The following is a 23870-nucleotide window of genomic DNA, read 5'->3' as shown; positions in this document are numbered from 1 at the left end:
CTGCAAGTCGCGGGCGACTTATTCGTCGTGCTTGCACTCACCTGTTGCACAGTGACCGTAGAGGTAGAGGCTGTGGTTGGTGAGACGGATATTGAATTTCTTGGCGATCTCGCGCTGACGCTGTTCGATCACTTCGTCGGAGAACTCGATCACCTTGCCGCAGTCAAGGCAAACCAGGTGGTCGTGGTGCTCCTGAGTCGCCAGCTCGAATACCGACTTGCCACCTTCGAAGTGGTGACGGGTAACGATACCGGCATCATCAAACTGGTTGAGAACGCGATAGACGGTAGCGAGACCAATCTCTTCACCCAGGTCGATCAGTCGTTTATAGAGATCTTCGGCGCTGGTGTGCTGGCAATCCGGCTGTTGCAGGATTTCCAGGATTTTGACCCGGGGCAAGGTGATCTTGAGCCCGGCCTTTTTTAACGCTTGGTTGTTGTCTGCCATATTCTACTTATTCGCATTCTCGAAGGTGGGGTTATTCTGATGGACTGCCGCAGGAATGGCAACCTTGAACTCGCTTGGCCTGTCATTATAGGTCGTAGCCTCCCTAAAAATAAACCCAGCAATTCAAGGGGTTTAGTCCTAAATGGCCGATTGGATTGAAATAATCAATCGTGTCGTCCGACTTGCCGGTATGGCAGATGTTGATAAGATGTAACTTTCATATTTCTGGTCGGATGAGATCCATGGATTGGCTTTTTGACAATGCGGCCTGGGTGCGCCGCGCACTCAACGCCTGGCCCCCCTTCTGGGGCGCCGGTATCAAGATAGAGACCCTGAGCGATGACTTTCGCTACTGTCGGGTGACCCTGAAATCCCGCTGGTGGAACAAGAACGCCAACCGCACCCAGTTTGGCGGCAGCATGTTTGCCATGACGGACCCCATCTATCCGCTGATGCTGATGGGCTACTTCAAGAATCGCTACTACGTCTGGGACAAGGCGGGCAGCATCAACTACATCAAGCCGGGCAAGGGCAAGCTGGTGGCCGAGTTCAACCTGACCGAGGGCAAGCTGGCCGAAATCGTGGCGGCGACTGAAGGTGGCAACAAGCACTTCCCCGAATTCGAGGTCACGGTGCAGGACAAGAGCGGCGAGCTGGTGGCGCAGGTCAAGCGCACCCTCTATGTGCGGGCCAAACCGGAGCACAGGGGTGAATAACAGGGGAGAATAAAGGCAGGCATCGCAACAAGCAGATACAACAAGGGCCCCGTCGGGGCCCTTGTTGTCAGAGGTATGAGGGTAGGCGGATTACTCCAGCTCGCCCAGGCACATCTCTTCGTGCAGCTGTTTGCACCAGCCCTTGACGCGCTCGGCGGTCAGCTCCGGCTGGCGATCTTCATCGATACCCAGACCGACAAAGTGCTTGTCATCGACCAGCGCCTTGGAGGCTTCAAACTCGTAGCCGGCAGTCGGCCAGTGGCCGATGATGATGGCGCCTTTGGCTTCGACGATGTCACGCAGGGTGCCCATGGCGTCGAGGAAGTACTCGGAGTAGTCTTCCTGATCACCGCAACCGAAGATGGCGACCAGCTTGTTGGTGAAGTCGATTTCGCCCAGATCAGGGAAGAAGTCGTCCCAGTCGGCCTGGGCTTCGCCATAGTACCAAGTCGGGATGCCGAACATCAGCAGGTCAAAGCTCTCGATGTCGGCCTTGCTGCTCTTGGCGATGTCGCGGACTTCAATCAGGTTTTTGCCCAGCTCTTTCTGGATCATCTTGGCGACAGCTTCGGTGTTACCGGTATCGCTGCCAAAAAACAGACCTACACTTGCCATAGTGTTTAGTTACCCGTATTTGGTGTTAATGCTCAACGCTCAGACTGCAATGTCCACCGCAAAGGCGGACTCAATCTGTTGTTTCAGAATAGATTGGATCAGCTCGGCTCGGCTGATGTTCTGTTGTAACGCAAGTTGGTTCAGGCGCTCCAGCAACTCGGCCTCCACCTTTAACTCTACCCGCTTCAGCCCATTTTCCCGATCGCGCTTAAGCTGGTTACGCTTGTTGATCTTGAGCTGGGTCTCGCGGGGGAGTGGATTGGTCTTTGGCCTGCCGGGGCGCTTCTCATTTGCGAACAGATCCAGTGTTGTTCGATCAGTTTGCTGTTTGGCCATACATCACAGATGAAAATAAGTTAGCCGAGTCCTGAGCCTTCCCAGCCCAGTTCGATCAGCCCCTTGGCGACAAAACCCGCACAACCCAGAAACAGTACCAACCAGACGATAAAACGGCCAAAACGGGGCACATTGCCGCGTTTGAGCACGTCATGAATGGCAAGACCAATCAAGATGAAAATCGCCAGAAAAAATAATTTCAGGCCCAAACTTTCGATCAGGTCGATATGTTCACTTAGCATGGATTGCGCACACTCCTTATGACGGGCGCACTATATCACAAAGGATTTGAAACTGTTAACCGCCTGTCGACAGGAAATCCACAACCAATTTGTTGAACAGAGCCGGTTTTTCCGCATGCAGCCAGTGGCCGGTGTCGGCGATGACACGCACCTTTGCCGCCGGGAATTGGGCCAGCGCCGCCTCGCTGTATTGCGGCTGCATATAGTCAGAATCCCCCCCCTTGATAAAGAGCACCGGCCCCTCGAAGCGGCGATCATCCTCTGGCCAGCCCATGATGTTGGCGTAGTTTTGCTTAAGTGCCGGCACATTGAAGCGCCAACCCCAGCCCTGCTCGCCTCTGGCGAAGGATTTGAGCAGGAACTGGCGCACCCCGGCGATCTCGATGTGCTGCGCCAGCATGGCTTCCGCCTCGCTGCGGCTTTGCGGCGGCGTGCGCAGGGTGGCATTGAGTCCGGCGAACACATTCTGGTGGCGGGAGTGGGGATAGGCGACCGGCGCCATATCGGCGACGACTAGACGGCTTACACGTGCTGGCGCCAGCTTGGCGACCTGCATCGCCACCTTGCCCCCCATCGAGTGGCCAATCAGAGTAGCGTCGGCAATCTCCAGCCGATCCATCAGGGTCAGGATATCGGCAGCTTGCGCCGGATAGCTCATCTCGCTGCTATGAAAGGAGCCACCGTGGTTGCGCAGATCGACGCTGATGACCCGATACTGCTCGCAGAGGGCACGGGCCAGCAGGCCGAGGTTGTCGAGGCTGCCAAACAGGCCGTGGATCAGAATGACCGCCGGGCCCTGACCCTGCTCCTTGAAGTTCAATATGCTGTTTTGTTGCAAAATGACACCTTGTCGGTCGTGAGTACGTATCGCTGTTTTATTTAACGCACTGGAAAGAAAAGGATTTCGTCCAACGGATGGGAAATAAATGTGGTTTTTTTTCTAAAAAATCCCGTCCGGATCGGCTATCAGTGCGGCTGATCACACACTTGGCCCGCTATTATGCCGTATTCTCGATGAGATTCATGTACATCTGCCAGCCCCTTGCTTGGGCTGTCGGGTTTGCCTATGTATAATCGCCGCATCCGAATTTCGACGAGTCCAGCGCATCCCTATGAAAACCATCGAGCTTGATGACGATCTCTACTTCTATATCGCCAGCCAGACCCGGCACATTGGTGAGAGTGCCTCCGATATCCTGCGCCGTCTGCTGGAACAGCCTGCTCACCAACGTGTGCCGGTTGCCGAGCCCGTTGCCGTGGTGCAGCCCAGTGCGGTAGCCACCCGGCAAGGGCTGCAAGCCCTGCTCGACTCCGGTGAGCTGCAAAAAGAAGAGAAGTCCATCAACCGCTTCATGCAGGTGCTCAGTACCCTCTACCGGGACGACCCGGTCGGGTTTACCCAGGCCACCGAAATCAAGGGGCGCAAGCGCGTCTATTTCTCACGGGATCCCGAGGCTCTGCGCGCCAGTGGTAGCACCACCAAGCCCAAGCCGGTACCGGAGACCCCGTTCTGGGTGATCACCAACACCAACACCAGCCGCAAGCAGAATATGGTGGCCCAGCTGATGGCCAGCATGGGCTATGGCGAAGAGGTGATCGCGCAGGTGTGTGGCGCCATTTAACGGTTTATCAAGACTCAGGCCTTGCCCGCCAAGGCCGCCATTACGCAAGGAAAACGCCATGGCTCAGCATTCCCACGCCGGTCAGCCGGCCCGTTTAAGCGACCTGACCAACATCCCCCGTCTGGTCAGTGCCTACTACCTCAACAAGCCGGACATGAGCCGCCCCGAGCAGCGGGTTGCCTTTGGTACCTCCGGCCACCGTGGCAGTGCCTTGCACAACGCCTTTACCGAATCCCATATTCTGGCGGTGACCCAGGCGCTGGTGGAGTATCGCCAGCAGGCCGGTATCACTGGCCCGCTGTTTGTCGGCATGGATACCCATGCCCTGTCCGAATCCGCCTTTGCCAGCGCAGTCGAAGTGCTGGCGGCCAACGGCGTTGAAACTCGCATTCAAGCCGGTATGGGCTTTACCCCGACCCCGGTCATCTCTCACGCCATCCTGCGCTACAACGCCAGCAAGCCTGCCGCGCTGGCAGACGGTGTGGTGATCACCCCGTCTCACAACCCGCCGGAAGATGGTGGCTTCAAGTACAACCCGCCCCACGGCGGTCCCGCCGAAGGGGAGATCACCAAGTGGGTGGAAGACCGTGCCAACGCCATTCTGGAAGCGGGTCTGGCTGGCGTGAAACGGATGCCGTTCGCCGAAGCGCTCAAGAGCCCGTTCGTGGTGGAGCACGACTATGTCACCCCTTACGTGGATGACCTGAAGAACGTGCTGGACATGGATGCCATCAAGCAGGCGGGCATCAAGATTGGTGTCGATCCGCTGGGTGGCTCCGGCGTCGCCTACTGGGACGTCATCGCCAAGACCTATGGCCTGAACATCGAGGTGGTGAACTACAAGGTCGACCCGACCTTCTCCTTCATGACCCTGGATAAAGACGGCAAGATCCGGATGGACTGCTCCAGCCCGTTCGCCATGGCGAGCCTGATTGCCCTCAAAGACAAGTTCGACATCGCCCTTGGCAACGACCCTGACTACGACCGTCACGGCATCGTCACCAAGTCTGGCCTGATGAACCCGAACCACTATCTGGCGGTAGCAATCCAGTATCTGTTTACCCATCGCACCGGCTGGGCTGCCGATGCGGCTGTCGGCAAGACGCTGGTCTCCTCTTCCATGATCGACCGGGTTGCCGGCGAGATTGGCCGTACCCTGAAAGAGGTGCCGGTCGGCTTCAAGTGGTTCGTGGATGGCCTCTACAGCGGCGAGTTCGGCTTTGGTGGCGAGGAGAGCGCTGGCGCCTCCTTCCTGCGCAAAGATGGCACCGTCTGGACCACCGACAAGGATGGCTTCATTCTGGCGCTGCTGGCGGCGGAAATTCTGGCGGTCACCGGCAAGGATCCGCAGGCTCATTACGATGCACTGGAAGCCAAGTTTGGTCGCTCCAGCTACCGTCGTATCGACGCCCCGGCCAACAGTGCCCAGAAAGCGGTGCTCTCCAAGCTGGATCCGGCACTGGTCGAAGCCTCAACCCTGGCCGGTGAGCCCATCATCGCCAAGCTGACCAAGGCGCCGGGCAACGATGCCGCCATCGGCGGCCTCAAGGTGGTGACCGAGAACGGCTGGTTCGCGGCGCGCCCCTCCGGCACCGAGTCCATCTACAAGATCTACATGGAGAGCTTCAAGGGCGAAGTACACCTGGATCTGATCCAGCAAGAGGCCCAGCAAATTGTCTCTGCTGCGTTGGCCAAGGCAGGCGTCTAAATCAGGTAGCCATCCTTGAGCCCCTGATGGGGTTGAACGTTGGATATAAAAAAGGAGCCATAATGGCTCCTTTTTCATTGTCTGTTTTATGCCAGCGAGTTGTCAGCGCGCCGCCTTCACCGCCAGCCCCAGCTGCCACACTGCCATGGCGTAGTGGGTGCTGTGGTTGTAGCGGGTGATGGTGTAGAAGTTGGGCAGGCCGTACCAGTATTGGTAGCCGGTGCCCACATCGAGGCGCAGCAGGCTCGATTCGCTGTGATTGCCCAGGCTGCTGGTGGGGGTGAGCCCTGCGCGGCGCAGGGTGGCGACCGGGTAGCGGGTCTGGAAGCCATGCTCATAGCCGGGCAGCTGACCCTGACCGCGCACCGCCACCGGTTGGCCTTTCTCCCAGCCGTGGGCCTTGAAGTAGTTGGCGACGCTGCCGATGGCATCCACCGGATCCCACAAATTGGTGTGGCCGTTGCCGTCAAAGTCCACCGCATAGCGCTGGAAGCTGGAGGGCATGAACTGGCCATAGCCCATGGCCCCGGCGTAGGAGCCCTTGGGCTCTGCAGGATCCATCCCTTCATCGCGGGTCATCACCAGGAAGGCTTCCAATTCGCTGGTGAAGAACTCGGCGCGGCGCGGATAATCAAACGCCAGGGTGGCCAGCGCATCCAGAATGCGGGTCTTGCCCATCACCCGGCCCCAGCGGGTCTCGACCCCGATAATGCCGACGATGATCTCCGGCGGCACCCCGTAGATCTGCTCCGCCCGGTTCAGCTCGCTTGCGTATTCACGCCAGAAGTTGACGCCGTTTTGCACGTTGTCGGGGGTGATGAACTTGGCGCGATAGCGGTTCCAGGCGCCGGTCGGACCGGTGGGCTTGGCGGTGGTCGGTGCCTGGGCATCCATCAGGCGGATGATCCAGTCGTAACGCTCTGCCTGAGCCAGCACCTGATGCAACTGGGCACTGTCAAAACCGTGCTTCTCGACCATCTTCTGGACGAACCGGTCCACGTTGGGGCGATTGGCGAAATCCCCCTTGCTAACCCCTTGTGTATAAACAGGTTTGTTCGATGGAGTCTGATTGATAAAGGCGCTGTTGGGCTGGGGCTTGACCACGGGCTTGGGGGCCGGGGCGCTGCTGCAGCCACCGAGCAGGGGGAATAACGACAGAGTCAGAAGAGAGGCAAGGCGACGCATAGGGTTCTCAAAGAGACTAACAAAAGTGTCGTCATGGTAAAACATTGTCATCCGCGTGCAAGTGTTCCGTGCGCCTCGTTGGCCACCAATTCATCGTGCGATGGATTAGCCCTCCGGTGAGTGCTGCGCTGTTTAGCTCGGGGGGTGACGCAGGGTGTGGTATCCGCTCCAGAGTCGGGTCAGGGTGGTGATGGCGCAGAGCAGAGCAAAACCGTAGGCGAGTGGGGCGAAGGCGGCGGGCCACAGACACATCAGCACAAAAAGGACGATGGTCTCGCTCCCCTCGGTGAGGCCGCCCAGATAGTAGAGGGACTTGTGGTGGTAGACCGGATTGTCGATCCCCCGCTTGCCTGCCATGATGGCAAAGGCCAAAAAGCTCGACCCTGTGCCCATAAAGGCAAACAGCAGGGTGGCGGCGGGCAGTGCATTGGCGGGGGCGGCGAGGGCAAAGCCCAGCACCACGGCAGCGTAGAAGATGAAATCCAGCGTGATGTCGAGAAAGCCGCCGCAGTCGGTGATGCCAGTTTCCCGCGCCACGGCACCATCGAGCCCGTCCAGCAAGCGGTTGAGCAGGATCGCCGCAAGCGCCCATTGATAGCAGCCAAAGGCCAGCAGCGGCAGCGCCAGCATGCCGATGGCAAAACCGGTGAGGCTCACCTGATTGGCACTGACCCCGGCACGGCAGAGCGGTTTGGCAAGCTGGGTGAGGGGGCTGCGGATCACGGGGATCAGGTGGCGGTCAAACAAGGTGAACTCCTCGGTCAAAAACAGGATTCGGTGAGATTGAGTATGGTGCCCGGCGCGTCGTCTTCGTCGTGGGTTACCAGAATGGCGGGAATGGCCAGCGCTTTGATCTGCGCGAACACCAGCTGGCGAAAGGCGGCCCGCAGCGGCTTGTCGAGGCGGGAGAAGGGCTCGTCCAGCAGCAGGGCGTCGGGTTCCGCTAACAGCGCCCGCAGCAGGCTGACCCGCGCCCGCTGACCCCCCGATAGCAGTTGCGGCAGCTTGTCAGCCTGATCCGCCAGCGCGATCCGTGCCAATGCGGCCAGTGCCTTTTCCCGCCGCGCGCGTTTTCCCTTGATGGTCGCCGGCATGCCGAACATCAGGTTCTCCGCCACCGTCAGATGGTCAAACAGCAAGTCATCCTGAAACAGCATGCCGATGCGCCGCGCTTGCGCAGGCAAGGTGTTGAGTGGCCGCTCGCCGAGCCTTACCTCCCCCTCCAGCCGGATTGGGCCGCTCCCCGTCAGCGCGCTCGGCAGTACCCCGGCGAGCCCCGCCAGCAGGGAGCTTTTACCACAGCCGCTGGGCCCCATCAGGGTCAACACCTCGCCGGGTGCCACCTGCAGGGCGGGCAGCGAGAGCAACAGGCTTTCCTCCAGATAGAGCCGAAGAGGCGTGGTGCTCAGCACATGGCTATTTCCATCATGAGAGTTCATCGTGAGCCGCCCCCCTTGAGCGCCGGATTGATCCGCGCCGGCAGCCAGAGCGCCAGCAGATAGATAACGAGCGGCAGCAGCAGTTGCAGCAGGCCGTAGAGCCCCGCCAGCCGCCGGTTGAGGCCACTGCCGATGGCCACCGCTTCGGTGGTGATGGTGACCACTCTGCCTGCGCCAAACAGCAGGGTCGGCAGATACTGGGCCAGGCTTACCGCCGCCCCGACACCGAAGGCAAATAGCAGAGGGCGGGCCAGTAGCGGTGCTTTGACCTGCCACCAGGCTCGCCACGGTGTTGCTCCCAGCAGCAGGGCGCTTTGGGTGATCCGCGGATCGAACTGACGATAGGGGCCGTGCAGGCACAAATAGACATAGGGAAAGACAAACAGCAGCTGGCTCCAGAGCACCCAGCTCCAGCCAATGGCGCTGCTTATCGAGTCATGTGCAAGCCAGTCCAGCCCGAGCCGGATGCCAAACAGCAGGCTGGCCTGCGGCAGCAACAGCGGCAGGCAGACAAGCCAAAGTGGCCAGCGGCGGCGCCCGGCTTGCACCTCCAGTCTACACACCGCCATCACCAGCGCCAGCAAGCCACTCGCCAGTGCCAACAGCGCACTGGTTGCCAGCAGCGGCAGCAGGGTTGGCAGCAGATCCAGCCAGTAGTGACCGCTCCACTGACTGGGCAAGAGGGCGGGAAAGGGCCAGCGGCGCGCCAGCGACCAGAGCAGCAGGGCCGCCAGCACCGCCAGATTGAGGGTGATCAGGGTGAATGAAAAGCATGCTGCGAGCCGGTTGGCAAAGGAGTGAGGCATCGCCCGTTTGCCATCGAGCCAGCAGCCTTTGCCCACTTCTTGATGAAACCACTCCAGTAATCTGAGCAGGGCGATCAGCAGCGCCGTGATGGCGAGCAGCAGCAGGGCGCCGCTGGCGGTGGCACCGCGCCAGAGCAGATCCGGGTCCTGATACCAGAGCCACAACCGCACCGCCAGCGGGGCGGGGGCATCGGGCCCGAGCAGCTGGGCGAGATCCACCACCGCCACACCATAGGCTGCCACCGCATAGATGGGCAGGCGCAGGGCGGGCCAGAGCGCTGGCAGCAGCAGGCGCCACCAGATCTGGGGGGGGCTGAAGCCGAGGCTCGCCCCCAGCCACTGCTGGCGCGCCAGCGGGATGGGTTGCTGCGCGGCCATCGCCATCAGCAGCAGAAAGGGGGTCTCTTTGAACACGAGCAGTGTAATCAGCCCGAGTCCTAGAGGGTCGCGAATAGTCTGCCAATCGGGGGGCAGTTCAAATCCGGTAAGGGCTGGCGAGACGAGCCGCAGCAGCCAGCCGGAGGGGGCGAGCAGAAAGGTAAAACCGATGCCAAAGGCGACGTGGGGCATGGCCAGCATCGGCGAGAGCAGGCGGCGGAGCAGGCCGAAAGCCCGGCTGTCGCTGTGGGCCAGCAGCAGGGCGGTCAACAGCAGGCTACCGAGGGTCGAGGCGGCGCCAATCCACAGGCTCAGCGCAGCGGAGTGCCACAGGCCAGGCTGGGCCAACAGCAAGGCAAGATGAGAGGCGGTCATCCCCTCCGCCAGCAGTTGCCATAGCCCCGCCAGCAGGGGAATGACGAAGATCACCAGATAAACAACGCCCATACCCATCCCGCGGTGGCGGATCAGCAACCTGCGCCATGGTCGGGAGCGGGCAAGCGGGTGACCAGCGGCACTCATCAGTGGCCGTAACGCCCGGCCCAGGCCGCTTCCAGTTTGAGCTGCCAGCTGGGATGGGGCTCTGACACTGATTTGAAGCGCAATGCCGGTTGCCCCTTTGTGGAGTCAGGCTGGGCATCGGCCCGCAGCACGCTGGGATCACCCCAGAATGCCGGATTGGCCTTGCGCGCCTGCGCTGCCGGGCTCAGCAGGAAGTTGGCCACCACCTTGGCCCCGGCGCGGGCACTGGCGTTGAAGGGGATAGCGAGAAAATGGCTGTTGGTGAGCGCCCCTTTCTCCATGGCAACCGCCTCCACACTGGGGGGCAGGGCGCCAATCTGGGCGGCGCTTTGCGCCTCCTGCGGGTTGAAGCTGATGGCCATGGCCAGTTCGCCATCATCGAGCAGTTGGCGGGTTTCGGCGGCGCTGGTGGGGAACAGCTTGCCCTTGCGCCAGAGTGCCGGATGCAGCTCATCGAGCCAGGCCCAGAGCGGGGCGGTGAGCTTGGTAAAGTCGCTCTCGGTCGCTTCCCGATAGAGGGGGGCGGGGTTTGGCGTCAACTCCAGCAAGATCTGCTTGAGAAAGCTGGAGCCATGGAACTGGGGCGGCTTGGGATAGGTGAAACGGCCGGGATGGGCCTTGGCCCACGCAAGCAGGGCAGCAGCCGAGGTGGGCGGGCTGGCGACCTCTTCGGTGTCGACCATCAGATTGAGCTGGCCGATGCCCCAGGGGGCTTCCAGCCCTTCCACCGGCAGGGTGAAGTCCTCACTCACCGGCAGGCTGCTGTCTACCAGCGCCATGTTGGGCAGCTCAGTGGTAAAGGGCGCGCCAAGCAGCCCCTGCTCCTTGAGCGCCTTGAAGTTCTCACCGTTGACCCACAGCAGATCGATGGGGCCGCCAGCTTGCTTACCCGCCTGCTTGTTGGCCAGCAGCTGGCTGACGCTCTGGGCGATGTCATCTACCTTCACCTGCACCAGCTTGACCTGATAGTCGCGCGCCAGCTCCTGCCCGGCCCACACCAGATAGGCGTTGATCTCCGGGCTGCCGCCCCAGGCGTTGAAGTAGACGGTCTGCCCTTTCGCCTCCTCAAGGGTCTGTTGCCAGCCGTCGTCTGGATTGGCCGCCAACAGCGGGCCACTGGCCAGCAGTGGCAGGGCGCACAGCAGGGCGTTGAGCCGCTGTTTAAGCCGAGAGTTCTGGCGTGATCTGAGGTGTGAGCCGAGCAGTGAGAATGGCTTGAGCATAAACGTTTCCCTGATTGTCAGGCGCCACGGCGCCAGCGGTGATAACGGGCCAGCAACGCCAGCACCCGGGTGGGCTGGTGGGCCCGTTTCCATTCACCTGCCACGTATTTGTTTCCCTCCATCAGGGTGGGATAGGCGTGAATGGTGCCGAGGATCTTGCCAAGGCCGAGGCGGTGACGCATGGCGAGCACGAACTCGGCAATCCGCTCACCGGCGTGAGTGCCCACTATGGTGGCGCCAAGGATAGTATCCTTGCCCGGCACGGTCAGCACCTCGACAAAACCGTGGCGCTCACCATCGGCAATGGCGCGATCCAGCTCGGCCAGCTCGAAGCGGGTCGCCTCGAAGGGAATCCCCTGCGCCTCTGCCTCCTTGCGATTGAGGCCGACCCGGGCAATCTCCGGAGTGGTGTAGGTGGCCGCCGGAATGACCCGATAGTCGGCCCGAAAGCGCTTGAACTGGCCAAATAGGGCATTGACCGCCGCATACCAGGCCTGATGGGCGGCGAAGTGGGTGAACTGGTAAGGGCCCGCTACGTCTCCCACTGCCAGTATGCTGGGGAAGTTGGTGGCAAGAAAGCCATCGACCGCTATGGTGCCGCGGGGGGCAAGCTCGACTCCCAACGCTTCGAGCCCGAAGCCGCTCACATTGGCGACCCGACCCAGTGCCAGCAGCAGTTGATCCCCTTCAATCACCTGCGTCTCATCGCCCCGGCGCAGTTGCAGCCGGATGGGCAGATCCCCCTCGGCTGCGGGCAGGTAGTCGGCTCGCTCGGCGCGCCAGCCGGTGAGTAGCCGCACGCCATCGCGGCTCATCTGCCCGGCCAGCGCGTCGGCCACTTCCCTATCTTCGCGGGGCAGCAGCTGCTCCGAGAGCTCCACCAAGGTCACGGGAATGCCGAGCTGGGCGAAGCTTTGGGCCAGCTCGCAGCCGATGGGGCCGCCGCCCAGCACCAGCAGGCGGCGCGGCGGGGTGCGCAGTTGCCAGAGGCTATCCGAGGTGAGGTAAGGCACCTGATCCAGCCCCGGCAGCTTGGGCACCAGCGGCCGGGCGCCGGTGGCAATAACGATATGGCGGCTGGCAAGGCGCTGGCCATTCACTTCCACCTCCCAGGGGGAGACCAGCCGCGCCTCCCCTTCGATGCACTCCACCCCAAGCCCCTGATAGCGCTTGATGGAATCGTGGGGCTCGACCGCCTTGATAACCTCAGCCACCCGCTCCATCACAGCGGCAAAATCGGCGCGGGAGTGGCTTGGGCTAAAGCCCAGCTCGTCGGCCTTGCGCTGCTCTGCGGCAAAGCGGGCGCAGCGGATCAATGCCTTGGAGGGGACGCAGCCGCTGTTGAGGCAATCGCCCCCCATCTTGTGTTTCTCGATGAGCGCCACCTTGGCCTTCACCGCTGCGGCGATATAGCTGGTGACCAGTCCACCGGCCCCGGCACCTATCACCAGCAGGTTGTAGTCATAGCGAGCGGGTTTGCGGTAGGTGGCGAGCAGGCGCCGCTGGGCGAGGTGTGCGGTCAATTTCTTGACCAGCCAGGGCATCAGCCCCAGCAGGGTCAGCGCCATCATCAGGCCGGGAGAGAGGATATTGCCGGTGCTGGTTAACTGGCCAAGCTCGCTGCCCGCCAGCACATAGACGAAGGTGCCGGGCAGCATGCCAAGCTGGCTCACCCAGTAGTAGGTGCTGACTCTGATGGGGGTGAGCCCCATCAGCAGATTGACCAGAAAGAAGGGGAATACGGGGATGAGGCGCAGGCTGAGCAGATAGAAGGCACCCTCCTTCGCCATGCCGGAGTGAAAGGTGGTCAGCTTGTCACCAAAGCGGGCCGTGACCCAGTCGCGCAGCAGAAAGCGGGCGCTGAGAAAGGCCAGGGTCGCGCCGATGGAGCTGGCAAAGGAGACCAGCAGCAGCCCCCAGGCGACGCCGAACACCGCGCTGCCACCCAGGGTGAGCAGGCTGGCACCGGGCAGGGAGAGGGCTGTGCTCAGCACATAGATAAGCACGAACAGCAGGCTGGCCGAGACAAAGTGGCTGTCGACCCATTGCGCCAGTGCCGCCTGCTGGGCCTGCAAGGCGCCCAGAGTGAGGTAACGGCCAAGATCGAGGGTAAAAAAGGTGCCGATGAGGCCCCCCATCACCAGCGCAAGCAGCAGGCGGGTCCGGTTCATCAGGCGTCCTTGCTGTCTGGCTGGGCGGGGCGTTCCGGTTGCACCGGTAGTTGGCAGAAGCCCTGCGGCGCGATATCGAGGGCGGCGTTGAACTTGGCCGACATGTTCTGGAAGGCGATAAGGCCGGTCAGCTCAACCATGGCGTCGTCGTCGAACCAGGGCTTGAGGCGGGCCGCCTGTTCATCGCTAACCCCATCCAGCCCGGTCATCGCTTCGGTGTAGTCGAGCACTGCTTTCTCCCGTTCATCGAACAGCGGGCTTTCGCGCCAGTTGGCCAGCGCCTCCACCTTCTCGCTGGAGCCGGCTCTCTTTACCAGGGTCATGGCATTTATGTCGACGCAAAAACGACACCAGTTGAGCTGGGAGACCCGCACCGTCACCAGCGAGCGCAGCACGGGGTCGATGGGGGATCGCTTGCGGTTGATGACCCCGTAGAGGGTAGCGACGGCGGCAAACAGGCGCGGCGAGCGGCCCCAGCATTTGCCCGGAATAAGCACCTGACCATAGTTGCGCTTTTGCAGCCAGAAAAAGGGGCGGATAAACCAGGCATATTCCCGGTCGGGTTTGACCTCAACGCGCATCAGTTACCTTCTTGTTGTTTCACACTTACCCAAAAGCACCGTAAAGCCCCGTCATTCATGGCGGGGATATAAGGTGTGAATGGCGTAGCCGTTCCATGGTTAATGAGGTGTTTGCTGTTGCTCGATGTACTGCCGGATGATCTCTATCGGAGCGCCGCCACAACTCGATGCAAAGTAAGATGGCGACCACAACATGCCCTTGTAGTAGAACTTGGCGGCGATGTCTGGCCGCTCTTTTCGCAGCACCCGACTGGATGCCCCTTTTAGGCTGTTCACCAGCGCCGATACTGCCACTTTTGGCGGGTAATTCACCAGCAGGTGAACATGATCAACCTCTCCATCCATCTCTTTTAGCTCTGCCTCAAAGTCAGCGCAGATCTTGGAGAACAGCTCTCTAAGGCGGTCGATGGCGGCATTGTCGAATACTCTTCTGCGATATTTCGTCACAAAGACCAAATGAACATGCATAGAGAAAACGCAGTGTCTGCCAGTTCTAATGTCATTGATTTTGCTCATAGACCAAAGTATATTATAGCCATGCAACGACTTCAAGCCTTCAAATATGAACTTCGGCCAGACGGCCAGCAACAGCTGCGAATGCGCCGCTTCGCTGGTTCATGCCGTTTCGTGTTCAACAAGGCGCTGGCGTTGCAGCAGGAGCGCTTTGAACAGGGCGAGAAGAAGCTCGGCTATGCGGAGCTGTGTAAACAGCTCACCCAATGGAAGTCGGAAGACTCAACCGCTTGGCTTGCCGAAACGCCCTCCCAACCCTTGCAGCAAACGCTAAAAGATCTGGAGCGAGCCTACACTAACTTCTTCGCCAAACGCGCCGATTTCCCTCGCTTCAAAAAGAAGGGTTTATCCGATAGCTTCCGCTATCCGCAAGGTTTCAAGCTCGATCAGGCCAATAGCCGTCTGTTCCTGCCTAAGTTGGGTTGGCTACGCTACCGCAACAGTCGGGATGTGCTCGGGGTGATCAAGAACATCACCGTGAGCCAATCAAGCGGTAAGTGGTATGCCGCTATCCAGACCGAGCGAGAGGTTGATGTGCCCGTTCATCAAGGCACAGCTGTTGGCCTCGATATGGGGATTAAACGCTTTGTCACCCTGTCAGATGGCAGCCACAAAGACCCACTCAACAGCTTCAAGGCTCACGAAAAAGCCTTGCGCAAAGCGCAGCAGGCGATGAGCCGCAAAGTCATATTCAGCCGCAATTGGAAGAAAGCGAAAGCCCGTATTCAGCGCATCCAGACTCATATCGGCAGTGCCCGCCGCGACTACTTGCATAAGATCTCGACCGCCATCAGCAAAAACCACGCGCTGGTATGTGTCGAAGATTTGCAGGTGCGAAATATGTCCAAGTCAGCGGCGGGCACAACTGACACGCCTGGGCGCAACGTGCGAGCCAAGTCGGGCCTGAATAAGGCTATTTTAGATCAAGGCTGGGGCGAGTTTCGGCGTCAGCTCGACTACAAGCTGGCTTGGAATGGCGGGCATTTGATAGCGGTGCCGCCGAAGAACACCAGCCGAACGTGCCCATGTTGCGGGCATATCTCGGCTGATAATCGTCAAACACAAGCTACGTTCGAATGTGTGGAGTGTGATTTTAAAGAAAACGCCGATCTAGTCGGCGCGATCAATGTGTTAAGGGCGGGACACGCCCAGTTAGCCTGTGAAGTGAGTGGTGCAATAAGGCCGCCAGCAGCAGGAACCCACCGAAGCGAATTAAGCGTAATCGCCTAACCGCAGTAGGAATCCCCGTCCTTTAGGGCGGGGAGGATGTCAAGGTTTCAAATTGGGTTTGTAGGCCTGACCGAGTCGCTCGTTCAGGCGGATCAGAAAATCCTCGATCCGCGCCCGGTTGGTACCCAAGTCGCTGCGCCCCTGACGGGAGGCCGATCGCATATCGATGCGAGTCTCTTTCGGGCCGGCAAAGACCCGCAGCGCCACATCATCCTGAAAGCCGAACCAGCCGGTGGTGACCACTGCATCCAGACCATCCGGGCTCGGTCGTACCTGCCAGCCCAGCTCCTGCATCAGTTCGCTGGCTTCAATCACCACTTCGGCAGGGGAGGCCCTGGTAAAGAGAGGACCGGGTTTTGCCTCAACTGCTTTCAGCGGGGCGCTATTAATTGGCAGATCCTGCTCGGTTCTAAGCTCCGCCGCCCAGCGCAGCAGGGGGGGATTGTAGGGATCGGTACTCACATCGTTGATCAGCGGCATGCGCAGCGCCTGCACCACAAAGAGCAGCGGCAGCAACAGCGGCAAGGCGCCAAAGCCGTTGGCGTAGTGGTTGCGGCTCCAGGGCAGGCGCACCAGCAGGATAAGGGAGACAAGCGCTCCGATGAGACAGATCGCAAAACCTATCCACCAGGGCCAAAGATGGAAGCGGCTGCCGAGGGCGCCAGCGAGCGGGAGTAACCAGGCCAGCAGGGGCCACAAGCAAGAGCGGGGCATAGCACGGGATCCATCGTCGAATGTGGACAATGCCGAGAAGGATAAACTTAATTGTCTGATAACGTTAGTAAATTGATGCGAGTTTGGCGTTGTTTCAGCCAGTTTTGCGAGGGGGGATGCAGAGGTCGGTGAAGCCCGCTTGATGGGAGCTTCACCGAGAGAATGGTCAGTTGCGATGGTTTAATTGCGATAGAGCACTTTGATCAGATGGAAGCCGAACTTGGTGCGCACCGGCCCCAGTACCTTGAGCAGTTCGCCCTTGAATACGGCATCGTCGAAGGGCTTGACCATATCCCCTTTATTGAACTCCCCCAGATCGCCGCTACGTTTTGCAGAGGCGCAGGTGGAGAAGCGCTTGGCCATCTGGCCGAAGTCGGCTCCCTTCTCGATCTTCTCCTTGATCTCCATACACTGTTTTTCGGTCTTGACCAGAATGTGCTGGGCACAGGCTTTTTTCATCGGGGCGCTCCTGGGCGTGATGGCGAAGGTTGTTAATGCCAAGTGTGGTGGCAAATGGGGGCGCAAGAGTACCCCAATTTGCCACCGGCGTCAGCCATCACAGCCCGCCGTTTACCGGCGCTGGTCAGCCCTATTATTGGCGAGCGCGGGTGGCTAGCACGGCGCGGGGGCGAGCTTGCCAGATGATCTCCAGCCCGAGCAGGGCGTAGAGGCTCCAGATGGCCAGCGGATTGAGCCACTCGCCCCCCAGTTGCAGGGTCATCAGGGCGCAACCTGCCAGCAGCAAGGTGATGCCTGGCAGCCGCCAGTGGGCGGGCAGCGGGGCCAGCATCGCCATCGCCAGCAGAATACCGAGGCCAAACGGCAGATTCAGGGCGGTAAAGGCCAGTGCCTGTTGGCCACTCATGCCGGTCAGCAGGGCCAGCAGGGCGCTGCAACAGGCGAGGAAGGTGATGAACTCGAGACGATCGGCAATATAGTCAGCCATCTGTTCGCTACGTGCATGCATGATGTGTCTCCTTCAGTTGATGGTTCAAGTGTGAGGGAGTGACGTCTGCAAAGGCAGCGGGATAATTCGATTGCGCTGAACGAGCAATTCTTAATCACCCGCTACGGCGGGCTTTGGCGTGTGCCGGGCCTGCTAAACCGTGAGGGTGGGGCGATGCCGACAAACTCTGTCGTGGTGGGTTTCTGGTGGTAAAGAGAGGGGGAGAGGTGACAAATGGTGCCTGACGACGGGGTGAAGCATGTTCAGGGCAGGTCAGCTCGCCCTCATCGGGAAAGCGGGCGTCGTCATTGTCACCAAAATGTGTGATTTGTGGTCAACCTCTTAAAAGATATGGCGAATTTGCCAATGGCACCGCGCTGTCGCTGGCCGATGCCTATGTTAGGATAAGGTTCGCCATTTTTCTGGCGCGCATTATTGTGTCACGGCCATGCACTGCATGGCGTGCTGCGCCGCTTTCGGGGTTGGCCCGAAAGGGCGCTGGTTTCCTTCACCACAGATTCAGGAATATTGACCTTTGACAGGATGCATTTCATCCCTGCTGGCAGGGCGTTCGCTGTCTGGCTCTGCGTTTCGCCGCGGCCTGTTGGTACTGGGGGTGGGCCTGTTGCTGTCGCTGCTGGCTTCGCCCGCGTTTGCCGCCAAGCTCACCTATCAGGTCAAGGGGTTGAAAGGGGAGAACAAGGATAACGTTGAAGCCTACCTCAATGCCCTGCCGGTCTATCAGGAGCGGCAATACCGCCCGGCCCGCGCCAGGATCACCGAGAGCGTGCAAAAAGCGCTGCAAGTTTATGGCTACTACCAGCCGAAAATCACCCTGAGTCGCGACAAGAAGAGCCCGTCCAAAGTGGTGATCGAGGTGGACAAAGGGGAGCCGGTCATCGTCTCTCGCCTCGATATTCTGCTGGAGGGGGATGCGGGCAGCGACGAGCTCTACAGCGCCCTGCTGGACAAGTTACCGCTGAAAGAGGGGGAGCCTCTCAACCACGCCAAATATGAATCGATCAAGGCGGATCTTGGCAGCCTCGGGCTGGCCCGCGGTTACTTTGATGCCAAGCTGAGCAGGAGTCAGGTCAAGGTGTTCCAGGACAAGGGGACGGCGGAGATCTTCATCCTGTTCGAATCGGGCCATCGCTACCGTTTCGGCGAGATCCGCTACGATGCCACTCCCGAAGCGCTCCACCTGATCCGCCCGCTTATCAACATCAAGAGCGGTGACCCCTATCTCGCCATCCGGCTGGCCGAGATGTCGCAGGATGTCTCCTCCACCAAGCTGTTCCGTCAGGTCGATATCAAGCCGGTATTGAGCGAGGCGAGCAACTATCGGGTGCCCATCGCGGTGACACTGGATAACCGGGTCGATCACGAAATCGAGACCGGTATCGGTTACGCCACCGACGTGGGGCCAAGATTGAGTGCCACCTGGGAGAAGCCCTGGGTCAACCACTACGGCCACCGCCTCTTTGCCACCGCCAAGGTGTCGGCGCCGGAGTCTGAACTCAGTTTCGACTACCAGATCCCGGTGGGCAACCCGCTGCGAGACTACTACTCGGTACAGGCCGGTTACCAGTACAAGGACAACAACGATACCCGCTCCGATCTGACGGCTATCGGTGTGCACCGCTGGACGCGGCGACCGGAGAGCTGGGATCGGGACGTTTTTATCCGGCTGGAGAACGAGATCTATACCCAGGGCGCCGACGAGGGGAACAGCTTGCTGCTGATCCCGGGGGTCTCCTGGTCCCGGCTGCGGGTACGCGGCGGATTGGTGCCGGACTGGGGCGATCGCCAGCAGTTGACGCTGGAGTTCTCCGACCCCAGATGGGGCTCCGACATCAGCTTTATGCGGGTGTGGGGGCGCAGCAAGTGGCTGCGTACCCTCGGGGATAACCACAGATTCCTGATGCGGGCCGAGCAGGGGGCCATCATAGGTGACAGCTTCTCGCTGGTGCCGCCGTCGTTACGGTTCTTTACCGGTGGTGATCAGACGGTGCGTGGCTTTGGTTATGAGACCATCTCCCCCACCGGGTCGGATGGCAAGCTGACCGGTGGCCGCTACACCAGCGTGGCGAGTCTGGAATACAACTACCGCTTCAGCGAGAAGTGGCTGGGTGCCATGTTTGTTGATGGCGGCACCTCCACCACCGATTACAGCGAACCCTGGAAAATAGGTACTGGCGTCGGTGTGCGCTGGGTGACTCCCATCGGTCAGGTCAGGCTGGATCTGGCGGTCGGGGTATCGGAGGAGGATAAGCCCTTGCGGCTGCATTTCGCATTGGGGCCTGAATTATGATGTTGTCTAAACGCTTTTTTCTTTGGCCGCTGCGGCTGTATCTTGCGCGGGGGGCTGCATTGTGATCTGGCTAAAACGCATTTTTCTCTGGCTGATGGGGCTGGTGTTCCTGCTGCTGATCGGCGTCAGCCTGCTGGGCTTTACCCATCAGGGCAACAAGTGGTTGTGGCAACAGGCCAAGGGGGCGCTGCCCTCCCTCAAGGGGGAGCTGGTGGCCGGTCAGCTTGGCTACGGCTGGACCCTGGAAGGGGCGGGCTGGCAGGATGAGCTGGTGGATGTCACGGTCGATCGCGCCGTGCTCGACTGGGATCTTGGCAAGTTATTGCAGGGCAAGCTCTGGATAAAATCCCTGGCGGTGACCCATCCGGTGGTCAAGGTAACCGACTCCGAGCCGACACCGGAAGAGCCTTCCGAACCCTTTGTCTGGCACCCGTTGCCGCTCAAGATCCAAGTTGACAGCCTCAAGGTCGCGGATCTCGATCTGGCGGTGCCCGGCGTGGCCGTGACTCTGGGGTCCCTCGATATCGGCGCCACCCTCAATCGCAAGGGGCTGATTGTGCGCGGCCCGGTGCTCAATAACCTGAAGGTGACGCTGGATGACGCGGCGCCTGCCAATGCAGGGGCCAACTCCACCAAGCAGTCAGCCACAGCTAACGCCAAGACCGTTAACGATAAGCTCGCTAACGATAAGCTCGCTAACGAGCAGCAAGCCGGGGCTGCGGTTGCTCGCACCGACAAGGCCAGTGCCAAGGCAGCCAAACAGGGCAAAGGGGCGCCAGTTGCAAAACTTGCAAAGGCTGCCCCCATTGTCCTGCCCGCCATTCACCTTCCTTTCCCCATTCAGCTGGAAGGGGTCAATGCGACCCGGGTGCAATATAAGCAGGGCGAGCTGATCGAAGGGCTCGACAAGCTGCTGCTATCGGCCACCGCCGCCGATGATCGCATCGAGGTGCGCGAGCTTTCGCTGCGCCACGCCATGGCCGATCTGGCGCTCAAGGGCCACATCCAGCTCAGTGATGACTACCCGCTGGCGGTGACGCTGGATGCCAAGGCCCGTAAAGGGCTGCTGGATGGCGAGCTGCAAGGGGAACAGGCCACGCTGGCGCTGACCGGTTCGGTTGGCAAGCTGGGGTTGGCGTTGTCGGCCAAGGGGCCGGTTGCCGCCAATCTCAAGGGCTCGCTGGCCGCGCTCGACCCGGATCTCCCTTTTGATTTGGCCCTCGACTGGAAGGGCCTCGGTTGGCCTCTTCACAAGCCTGCCAAAGATGAGCCGAGCTATCGGCTGGACAAGGGGAGCCTGACTGCCAAGGGCAAGCTCTCCGGCTACCAGTTTGCTCTCAATACTTCCGGCAAGGGGACCGATGTGCCCCCCTTCAAGCTTGCGCTTGACGGGAAGGGGGATCTGGAGCGGCTCAGCAAGATCGCCTTGCAGCTCAACGCCCTCAAAGGGGGGCTGAAGCTCGATGGCAAGCTGGCCTGGAACAAGGGGATCGAGTGGCAGGGAACCACCCTGTTCAAGGGGATCAATCCAGCCGAGCTGGTGCCTGAGCTGAAAGGGACGCTGGCCGGTGAGCTGGAGAGCCGTTTCGTGATGAACGAATCGGGCCACTGGGAGCTGAAACTGCCCAAGCTCAAGGTGGATGGCAAACTCAATCAGTACCCGCTGGCCCTCAAGGGGGCGCTTAGCGGCAACGACAAGATGGAGTGGCAGATCCCGGCGCTCTCGCTGCAAAGTGGCCCCAACCAGTTGCAGGCCAAGGGCAGTATCAGTAGCGTCCAGTGGAGGCTCGATGCCAACCTGCAGGCTCCCCAGCTGGGGGGCATCTATCCCGGCCTGAAAGGGGATATCAAGGGACAGGTGAAGGTCAGTGGCAATCAGCAGACGCCAAAAATCGATGCGGATCTGGCCTCCGAGCGGCTCTACTATGCTGGCACCGACCTGAAGGGCATTAGTCTCAAGGGCAATGCGGCGATCGGTGCCAAACCGGCCGGTGAGCTCTCGCTGTTGGTGGCGCAGCTGAAACAGGGGGATACCAAGCTCAGCCAGCTGGCCCTGAACCTCAGCGGCGATATCAGTCAGCATCTGTTGACCCTGACCATGAAGGGTGACCCTGTTGCCGCCAACCTCAAACTAGGTGGCGGCGTGCGCGGGGATCACTGGCGCGGGGCGCTCTCCGAGTTGCAGTTGAAAACCCCGCTGCGCCGTTGGGACTTGAGCTCCCCCTGGGCGCTGGATCTCGATCTGCCGCGTCAGCGGCTGGCGATGGGGGATCTCTGTCTCGGCTCCAAGGGAGCCAGCCTCTGCGTCAAGGGGAGTCAGGTCTCCGCTGCCCAAGGCACCCTGGAGTTTGCCCTGAGCGAGTTTGATCTCAAGCGGCTGCGCCCCTGGTTGCCGGACAACTTCCGCTGGCAGGCGATGCTCTCGGCCGACGGCCGCGCCAGCTGGCGTGGCAATCAGCCGACCTTGCATGCAGTGGTGCGCACTACGCCGGGCACTTTTGTGGCAGATGGCCTCAAGACTAATTATCAGCAGCTGGCACTAGCCCTGGATTTCGAGCGGCAGCAGGCGGCCATTCGCCTCGATTTTGCCTCCAAGCAGATCGGCAATATCGATACCGACCTGCTGATCAAGGAGCCTGCCGGTCGCGGTCTGCTCGGTGGTCAGCTCAAGTTTGACGATCTCAAGCTCAATACCTTCGCGCCACTGATCCCGGAGGTGCGCTCCCTGCAAGGGATCATCTCCGCCGATGCCCGTTTCGACGGCACGCTGGCGGCGCCCCTGCTGTTTGGTCAGCTCAACCTGCGTGACGGTGAAGTGCAGACCCACTCCGACATGGTGACCCTGACCAAGCTGGTGACCCGCCTCAAGATCGAGGGCAACCGCGCCGAGCTCGATGGCTCCATGCTGGTGGGCAAGGGGCCGCTGGCGTTGGGCGGCTGGCTCAGCTGGGCCAAGATGCCGGTCAGCGGCAGCCTCACCATTCAGGGCAAGGATCTGGAGGCGCAATATCCGGGCATGGGCCGGGTCAGAGTCTCGCCCGATATCGCAGTGTCGCTGGGGGAGGAGACCCGCATTACCGGTCAGGTGGATATTCCCTGGGCACGCATTCTGGTCAAGAGCCTGCCGGATTCGGCGGTGGCGGTCTCCGACGATGTGACCGTGGTCTATGACGATCTGCCCCCTGCTCCCAAGCAGGCCAGCCTGCCGCTGGCGATGAAGGTGGCGATCCGCCTTGGCAACGATGTGAAGCTCGATGCCATGGGGTTGAAGACTGATGTCTCCGGCGGTCTCAATATCCGTCAGGATCCCGAGAAGCCGCTGGCAGGCAATGGCCGGCTGGTGCTGACCAACGGCCGCTTCAAGGCTTACGGTCAGAACCTCATCATCAAGGAGGGTCGGATCCTCTTCTCTGGTCCGCTGGATCGGCCGTTCCTCAACATCGAGGCCAACCGGGATCCCGATACCATCGAGGGTCAGGTGACGGTCGGGGTGCGGGTGACCGGCCCAGCCAGCAAGCCGGAGATCACTGTCTACTCCGAGCCGCAGATGGCGCAGTCGGAACAGCTCTCCTATCTGCTGCGCGGCAAAGGGTTGCAGACCGGTGGTGAGGATGGCGGTTTCAACGGCCTGCTGGTGGCCGGTGCGGTGAGTCAGGCCAACGGCGTGGTGTCGAGCATCGGCGAGTCGCTCGGGATGAGCGATGTCTCCCTCGATACTGCGGGCAGTGGCGACAACACCCAGGTGACTCTGTCGGCCTATCTACTGCCGGGCTTGCAGTTCCAGTACGGGGTCGGGGTGTTCAGCCCCATCGCCGAATTCAAGCTGCGCTACGAGGTATTGCCACGGCTCTATCTGCAGGCGATGAGCGGGGTGGCCCAAGCGGTCGATGTCTTCTATCGCTTCACCCTGTAACGCTTTGCCCCCTAACAAGGCTGATATGAACGTAAACGGGAGGCGCAGGCCTCCCGTTTTTTATTGCGCGATCGGCAGCAGGTAAACGGCGATAAGAGACTGGAGTGCAGAGGGAAAATAGATTGCGGCGGGCTATAAATGCGAAAACCCGGCGCTAGGCCGGGTTTTCTGAATGATGGTGGAGGGAGAAGGATTCGAACCTTCGAAGGCAGAGCCGTCAGATTTACAGTCTGATCCCTTTGGCCGCTCGGG

General features: G+C 60.6%; 22 protein-coding genes. 6 read left to right on the top strand and 16 right to left on the bottom strand.

What is annotated here, in order from left to right; all coding sequences use genetic code 11:
* Nucleotides 1–18: 18 nt before the first annotated feature.
* Nucleotides 19–447, bottom strand: a complete 429-nt coding sequence (gene fur, locus OKC40_RS13465) for a ferric iron uptake transcriptional regulator (protein ID WP_005334301.1) — start codon at nt 445–447, stop codon at nt 19–21.
* A 242-nt stretch (nt 448–689) separates the two neighbouring features.
* Here fur and OKC40_RS13460 point away from each other — a divergent pair, with 242 nt between their 5' ends.
* Nucleotides 690–1163, top strand: coding sequence for a DUF4442 domain-containing protein (locus OKC40_RS13460; RefSeq protein WP_005334300.1), 474 nt, complete (start codon nt 690–692; stop codon nt 1161–1163).
* Nucleotides 1164–1253: 90 nt separating this feature from the next.
* Here OKC40_RS13460 and fldA read toward each other — a convergent pair whose 3' ends face one another.
* The 4 genes from fldA to OKC40_RS13440 are packed head-to-tail and all read right to left on the bottom strand — an operon-like array spanning nt 1254 to nt 3194.
* Nucleotides 1254–1778 carry a flavodoxin FldA gene (fldA, locus tag OKC40_RS13455; RefSeq protein ID WP_005334298.1) on the bottom strand — a complete coding sequence of 175 codons (525 nt, stop codon included), beginning with the start codon at nt 1776–1778 and terminating at the stop codon, nt 1254–1256.
* Nucleotides 1779–1817: 39 nt separating this feature from the next.
* Nucleotides 1818–2114 carry a LexA regulated protein gene (ybfE, locus tag OKC40_RS13450; RefSeq protein WP_005334297.1) on the bottom strand — a complete coding sequence of 99 codons (297 nt, stop codon included), beginning with the start codon at nt 2112–2114 and terminating at the stop codon, nt 1818–1820.
* A gap of 20 nt (nt 2115–2134) precedes the next feature.
* The gene (locus OKC40_RS13445) at nt 2135–2356 is read right to left on the bottom strand and encodes a DUF2788 domain-containing protein (protein ID WP_033138903.1); all 222 of its coding nucleotides are present in this window, start codon (nt 2354–2356) and stop codon (nt 2135–2137) included.
* Between the two features lie 55 nt (nt 2357–2411).
* Complete coding sequence (locus OKC40_RS13440) at nt 2412–3194, bottom strand: alpha/beta fold hydrolase (RefSeq protein ID WP_232093621.1); 783 nt, start codon at nt 3192–3194, stop codon at nt 2412–2414.
* A gap of 274 nt (nt 3195–3468) precedes the next feature.
* Between OKC40_RS13440 and seqA the strand changes: the two genes are divergently transcribed.
* Both seqA and pgm read left to right on the top strand, forming a co-directional pair.
* Nucleotides 3469–3978, top strand: a complete 510-nt coding sequence (gene seqA / locus OKC40_RS13435; protein ID WP_182939290.1) for a replication initiation negative regulator SeqA — start codon at nt 3469–3471, stop codon at nt 3976–3978.
* A gap of 58 nt (nt 3979–4036) precedes the next feature.
* Nucleotides 4037–5686, top strand: coding sequence for a phosphoglucomutase (alpha-D-glucose-1,6-bisphosphate-dependent) (gene pgm, locus OKC40_RS13430; RefSeq protein ID WP_182939291.1), 1650 nt, complete (start codon nt 4037–4039; stop codon nt 5684–5686).
* A 102-nt stretch (nt 5687–5788) separates the two neighbouring features.
* On the opposite strand, the gene mltB is transcribed toward pgm, so the two are convergent.
* The 8 genes from mltB to tnpA form a co-directional block, all read right to left on the bottom strand.
* Nucleotides 5789–6871, bottom strand: coding sequence for a lytic murein transglycosylase B (gene mltB / locus OKC40_RS13425; RefSeq protein WP_182939292.1), 1083 nt, complete (start codon nt 6869–6871; stop codon nt 5789–5791).
* A 132-nt stretch (nt 6872–7003) separates the two neighbouring features.
* On the bottom strand, nt 7004–7618 hold the full coding sequence (locus OKC40_RS13420; protein WP_058053689.1) for a CDP-alcohol phosphatidyltransferase family protein: 615 nt from the start codon (nt 7616–7618) through the stop codon (nt 7004–7006).
* 14 nt (nt 7619–7632) lie between these two features.
* Nucleotides 7633–8283 carry an ATP-binding cassette domain-containing protein gene (locus OKC40_RS13415; RefSeq protein ID WP_270795552.1) on the bottom strand — a complete coding sequence of 217 codons (651 nt, stop codon included), beginning with the start codon at nt 8281–8283 and terminating at the stop codon, nt 7633–7635.
* A gap of 23 nt (nt 8284–8306) precedes the next feature.
* On the bottom strand, nt 8307–9941 hold the full coding sequence (locus tag OKC40_RS13410; protein ID WP_270795538.1) for an ABC transporter permease: 1635 nt from the start codon (nt 9939–9941) through the stop codon (nt 8307–8309).
* A gap of 74 nt (nt 9942–10015) precedes the next feature.
* Nucleotides 10016–11239 carry an ABC transporter substrate-binding protein gene (locus OKC40_RS13405; protein WP_232099215.1) on the bottom strand — a complete coding sequence of 408 codons (1224 nt, stop codon included), beginning with the start codon at nt 11237–11239 and terminating at the stop codon, nt 10016–10018.
* 17 nt (nt 11240–11256) lie between these two features.
* A complete protein-coding gene (locus OKC40_RS13400; protein ID WP_064338319.1) occupies nt 11257–13410 on the bottom strand; it encodes an FAD-dependent oxidoreductase in 2154 nt (717 codons plus the stop codon).
* Nucleotides 13410–13991 (bottom strand): carboxymuconolactone decarboxylase family protein, encoded by a 582-nt coding sequence (locus tag OKC40_RS13395; RefSeq protein ID WP_021231092.1) that lies wholly within the window; start codon nt 13989–13991, stop codon nt 13410–13412. The genes OKC40_RS13400 and OKC40_RS13395 overlap by 1 nt, the downstream gene beginning before the upstream one ends.
* Nucleotides 13992–14090: 99 nt before the next feature.
* Nucleotides 14091–14507: an IS200/IS605 family transposase gene (gene tnpA, locus OKC40_RS13390; RefSeq protein WP_064338318.1), complete on the bottom strand. Its 417-nt coding sequence runs from the start codon at nt 14505–14507 to the stop codon at nt 14091–14093.
* Nucleotides 14508–14528: 21 nt separating this feature from the next.
* Here tnpA and OKC40_RS13385 point away from each other — a divergent pair, with 21 nt between their 5' ends.
* A complete protein-coding gene (locus OKC40_RS13385; RefSeq protein ID WP_149153227.1) occupies nt 14529–15734 on the top strand; it encodes an RNA-guided endonuclease InsQ/TnpB family protein in 1206 nt (401 codons plus the stop codon).
* A gap of 39 nt (nt 15735–15773) precedes the next feature.
* On the opposite strand, the gene OKC40_RS13380 is transcribed toward OKC40_RS13385, so the two are convergent.
* From OKC40_RS13380 to OKC40_RS13370, 3 genes are all read right to left on the bottom strand, one after another.
* Nucleotides 15774–16448: a DUF1499 domain-containing protein gene (locus tag OKC40_RS13380; protein ID WP_270795537.1), complete on the bottom strand. Its 675-nt coding sequence runs from the start codon at nt 16446–16448 to the stop codon at nt 15774–15776.
* Between the two features lie 180 nt (nt 16449–16628).
* Nucleotides 16629–16907: a peptidylprolyl isomerase gene (locus OKC40_RS13375; RefSeq protein WP_042657102.1), complete on the bottom strand. Its 279-nt coding sequence runs from the start codon at nt 16905–16907 to the stop codon at nt 16629–16631.
* A gap of 133 nt (nt 16908–17040) precedes the next feature.
* Nucleotides 17041–17415, bottom strand: a complete 375-nt coding sequence (locus OKC40_RS13370; RefSeq protein ID WP_033136756.1) for a hypothetical protein — start codon at nt 17413–17415, stop codon at nt 17041–17043.
* A 514-nt stretch (nt 17416–17929) separates the two neighbouring features.
* On the opposite strand from OKC40_RS13370, the gene tamA reads away from it, so the two are divergent.
* Both tamA and tamB read left to right on the top strand, forming a co-directional pair.
* The gene (gene tamA / locus OKC40_RS13365) at nt 17930–19705 is read left to right on the top strand and encodes an autotransporter assembly complex protein TamA (RefSeq protein WP_064338317.1); all 1776 of its coding nucleotides are present in this window, start codon (nt 17930–17932) and stop codon (nt 19703–19705) included.
* Nucleotides 19706–19766: 61 nt separating this feature from the next.
* Nucleotides 19767–23618 carry an autotransporter assembly complex protein TamB gene (tamB, locus tag OKC40_RS13360; protein ID WP_270795535.1) on the top strand — a complete coding sequence of 1284 codons (3852 nt, stop codon included), beginning with the start codon at nt 19767–19769 and terminating at the stop codon, nt 23616–23618.
* Nucleotides 23619–23870 lie beyond the last annotated feature (252 nt).

The sequence above is a fragment of the Aeromonas sp. QDB11 genome, assembly GCF_027705265.1.
In the GTDB taxonomy this organism is placed as follows: Bacteria; Pseudomonadota; Gammaproteobacteria; order Enterobacterales; family Aeromonadaceae; genus Aeromonas; species Aeromonas allosaccharophila.
Note: the sequence above shows the minus strand (reverse complement) of the source record. Positions and strands in the feature narration are given on the sequence as shown.

Excerpts from the sequence above, each read along its gene's own strand:
- fur (WP_005334301.1), bottom strand. The coding sequence starts at position 447 with ATGGCAGACAACAACCAAGCGTTAAAAAAGGCCGGGCTCAAGATCACC.
- OKC40_RS13460 (WP_005334300.1), top strand. The coding sequence starts at position 690 with ATGGATTGGCTTTTTGACAATGCGGCCTGGGTGCGCCGCGCACTCAAC.
- fldA (WP_005334298.1), bottom strand. The coding sequence starts at position 1,778 with ATGGCAAGTGTAGGTCTGTTTTTTGGCAGCGATACCGGTAACACCGAA.
- ybfE (WP_005334297.1), bottom strand. The coding sequence starts at position 2,114 with ATGGCCAAACAGCAAACTGATCGAACAACACTGGATCTGTTCGCAAAT.
- OKC40_RS13445 (WP_033138903.1), bottom strand. The coding sequence starts at position 2,356 with ATGCTAAGTGAACATATCGACCTGATCGAAAGTTTGGGCCTGAAATTA.
- seqA (WP_182939290.1), top strand. The coding sequence starts at position 3,469 with ATGAAAACCATCGAGCTTGATGACGATCTCTACTTCTATATCGCCAGC.
- pgm (WP_182939291.1), top strand. The coding sequence starts at position 4,037 with ATGGCTCAGCATTCCCACGCCGGTCAGCCGGCCCGTTTAAGCGACCTG.
- mltB (WP_182939292.1), bottom strand. The coding sequence starts at position 6,871 with ATGCGTCGCCTTGCCTCTCTTCTGACTCTGTCGTTATTCCCCCTGCTC.
- OKC40_RS13410 (WP_270795538.1), bottom strand. The coding sequence starts at position 9,941 with ATGGGCGTTGTTTATCTGGTGATCTTCGTCATTCCCCTGCTGGCGGGG.
- OKC40_RS13405 (WP_232099215.1), bottom strand. The coding sequence starts at position 11,239 with ATGCTCAAGCCATTCTCACTGCTCGGCTCACACCTCAGATCACGCCAG.
- OKC40_RS13400 (WP_064338319.1), bottom strand. The coding sequence starts at position 13,410 with ATGAACCGGACCCGCCTGCTGCTTGCGCTGGTGATGGGGGGCCTCATC.
- OKC40_RS13395 (WP_021231092.1), bottom strand. The coding sequence starts at position 13,991 with ATGCGCGTTGAGGTCAAACCCGACCGGGAATATGCCTGGTTTATCCGC.
- tnpA (WP_064338318.1), bottom strand. The coding sequence starts at position 14,507 with ATGAGCAAAATCAATGACATTAGAACTGGCAGACACTGCGTTTTCTCT.
- OKC40_RS13385 (WP_149153227.1), top strand. The coding sequence starts at position 14,529 with ATGCAACGACTTCAAGCCTTCAAATATGAACTTCGGCCAGACGGCCAG.
- OKC40_RS13380 (WP_270795537.1), bottom strand. The coding sequence starts at position 16,448 with ATGCCCCGCTCTTGCTTGTGGCCCCTGCTGGCCTGGTTACTCCCGCTC.
- OKC40_RS13375 (WP_042657102.1), bottom strand. The coding sequence starts at position 16,907 with ATGAAAAAAGCCTGTGCCCAGCACATTCTGGTCAAGACCGAAAAACAG.
- OKC40_RS13370 (WP_033136756.1), bottom strand. The coding sequence starts at position 17,415 with ATGCATGCACGTAGCGAACAGATGGCTGACTATATTGCCGATCGTCTC.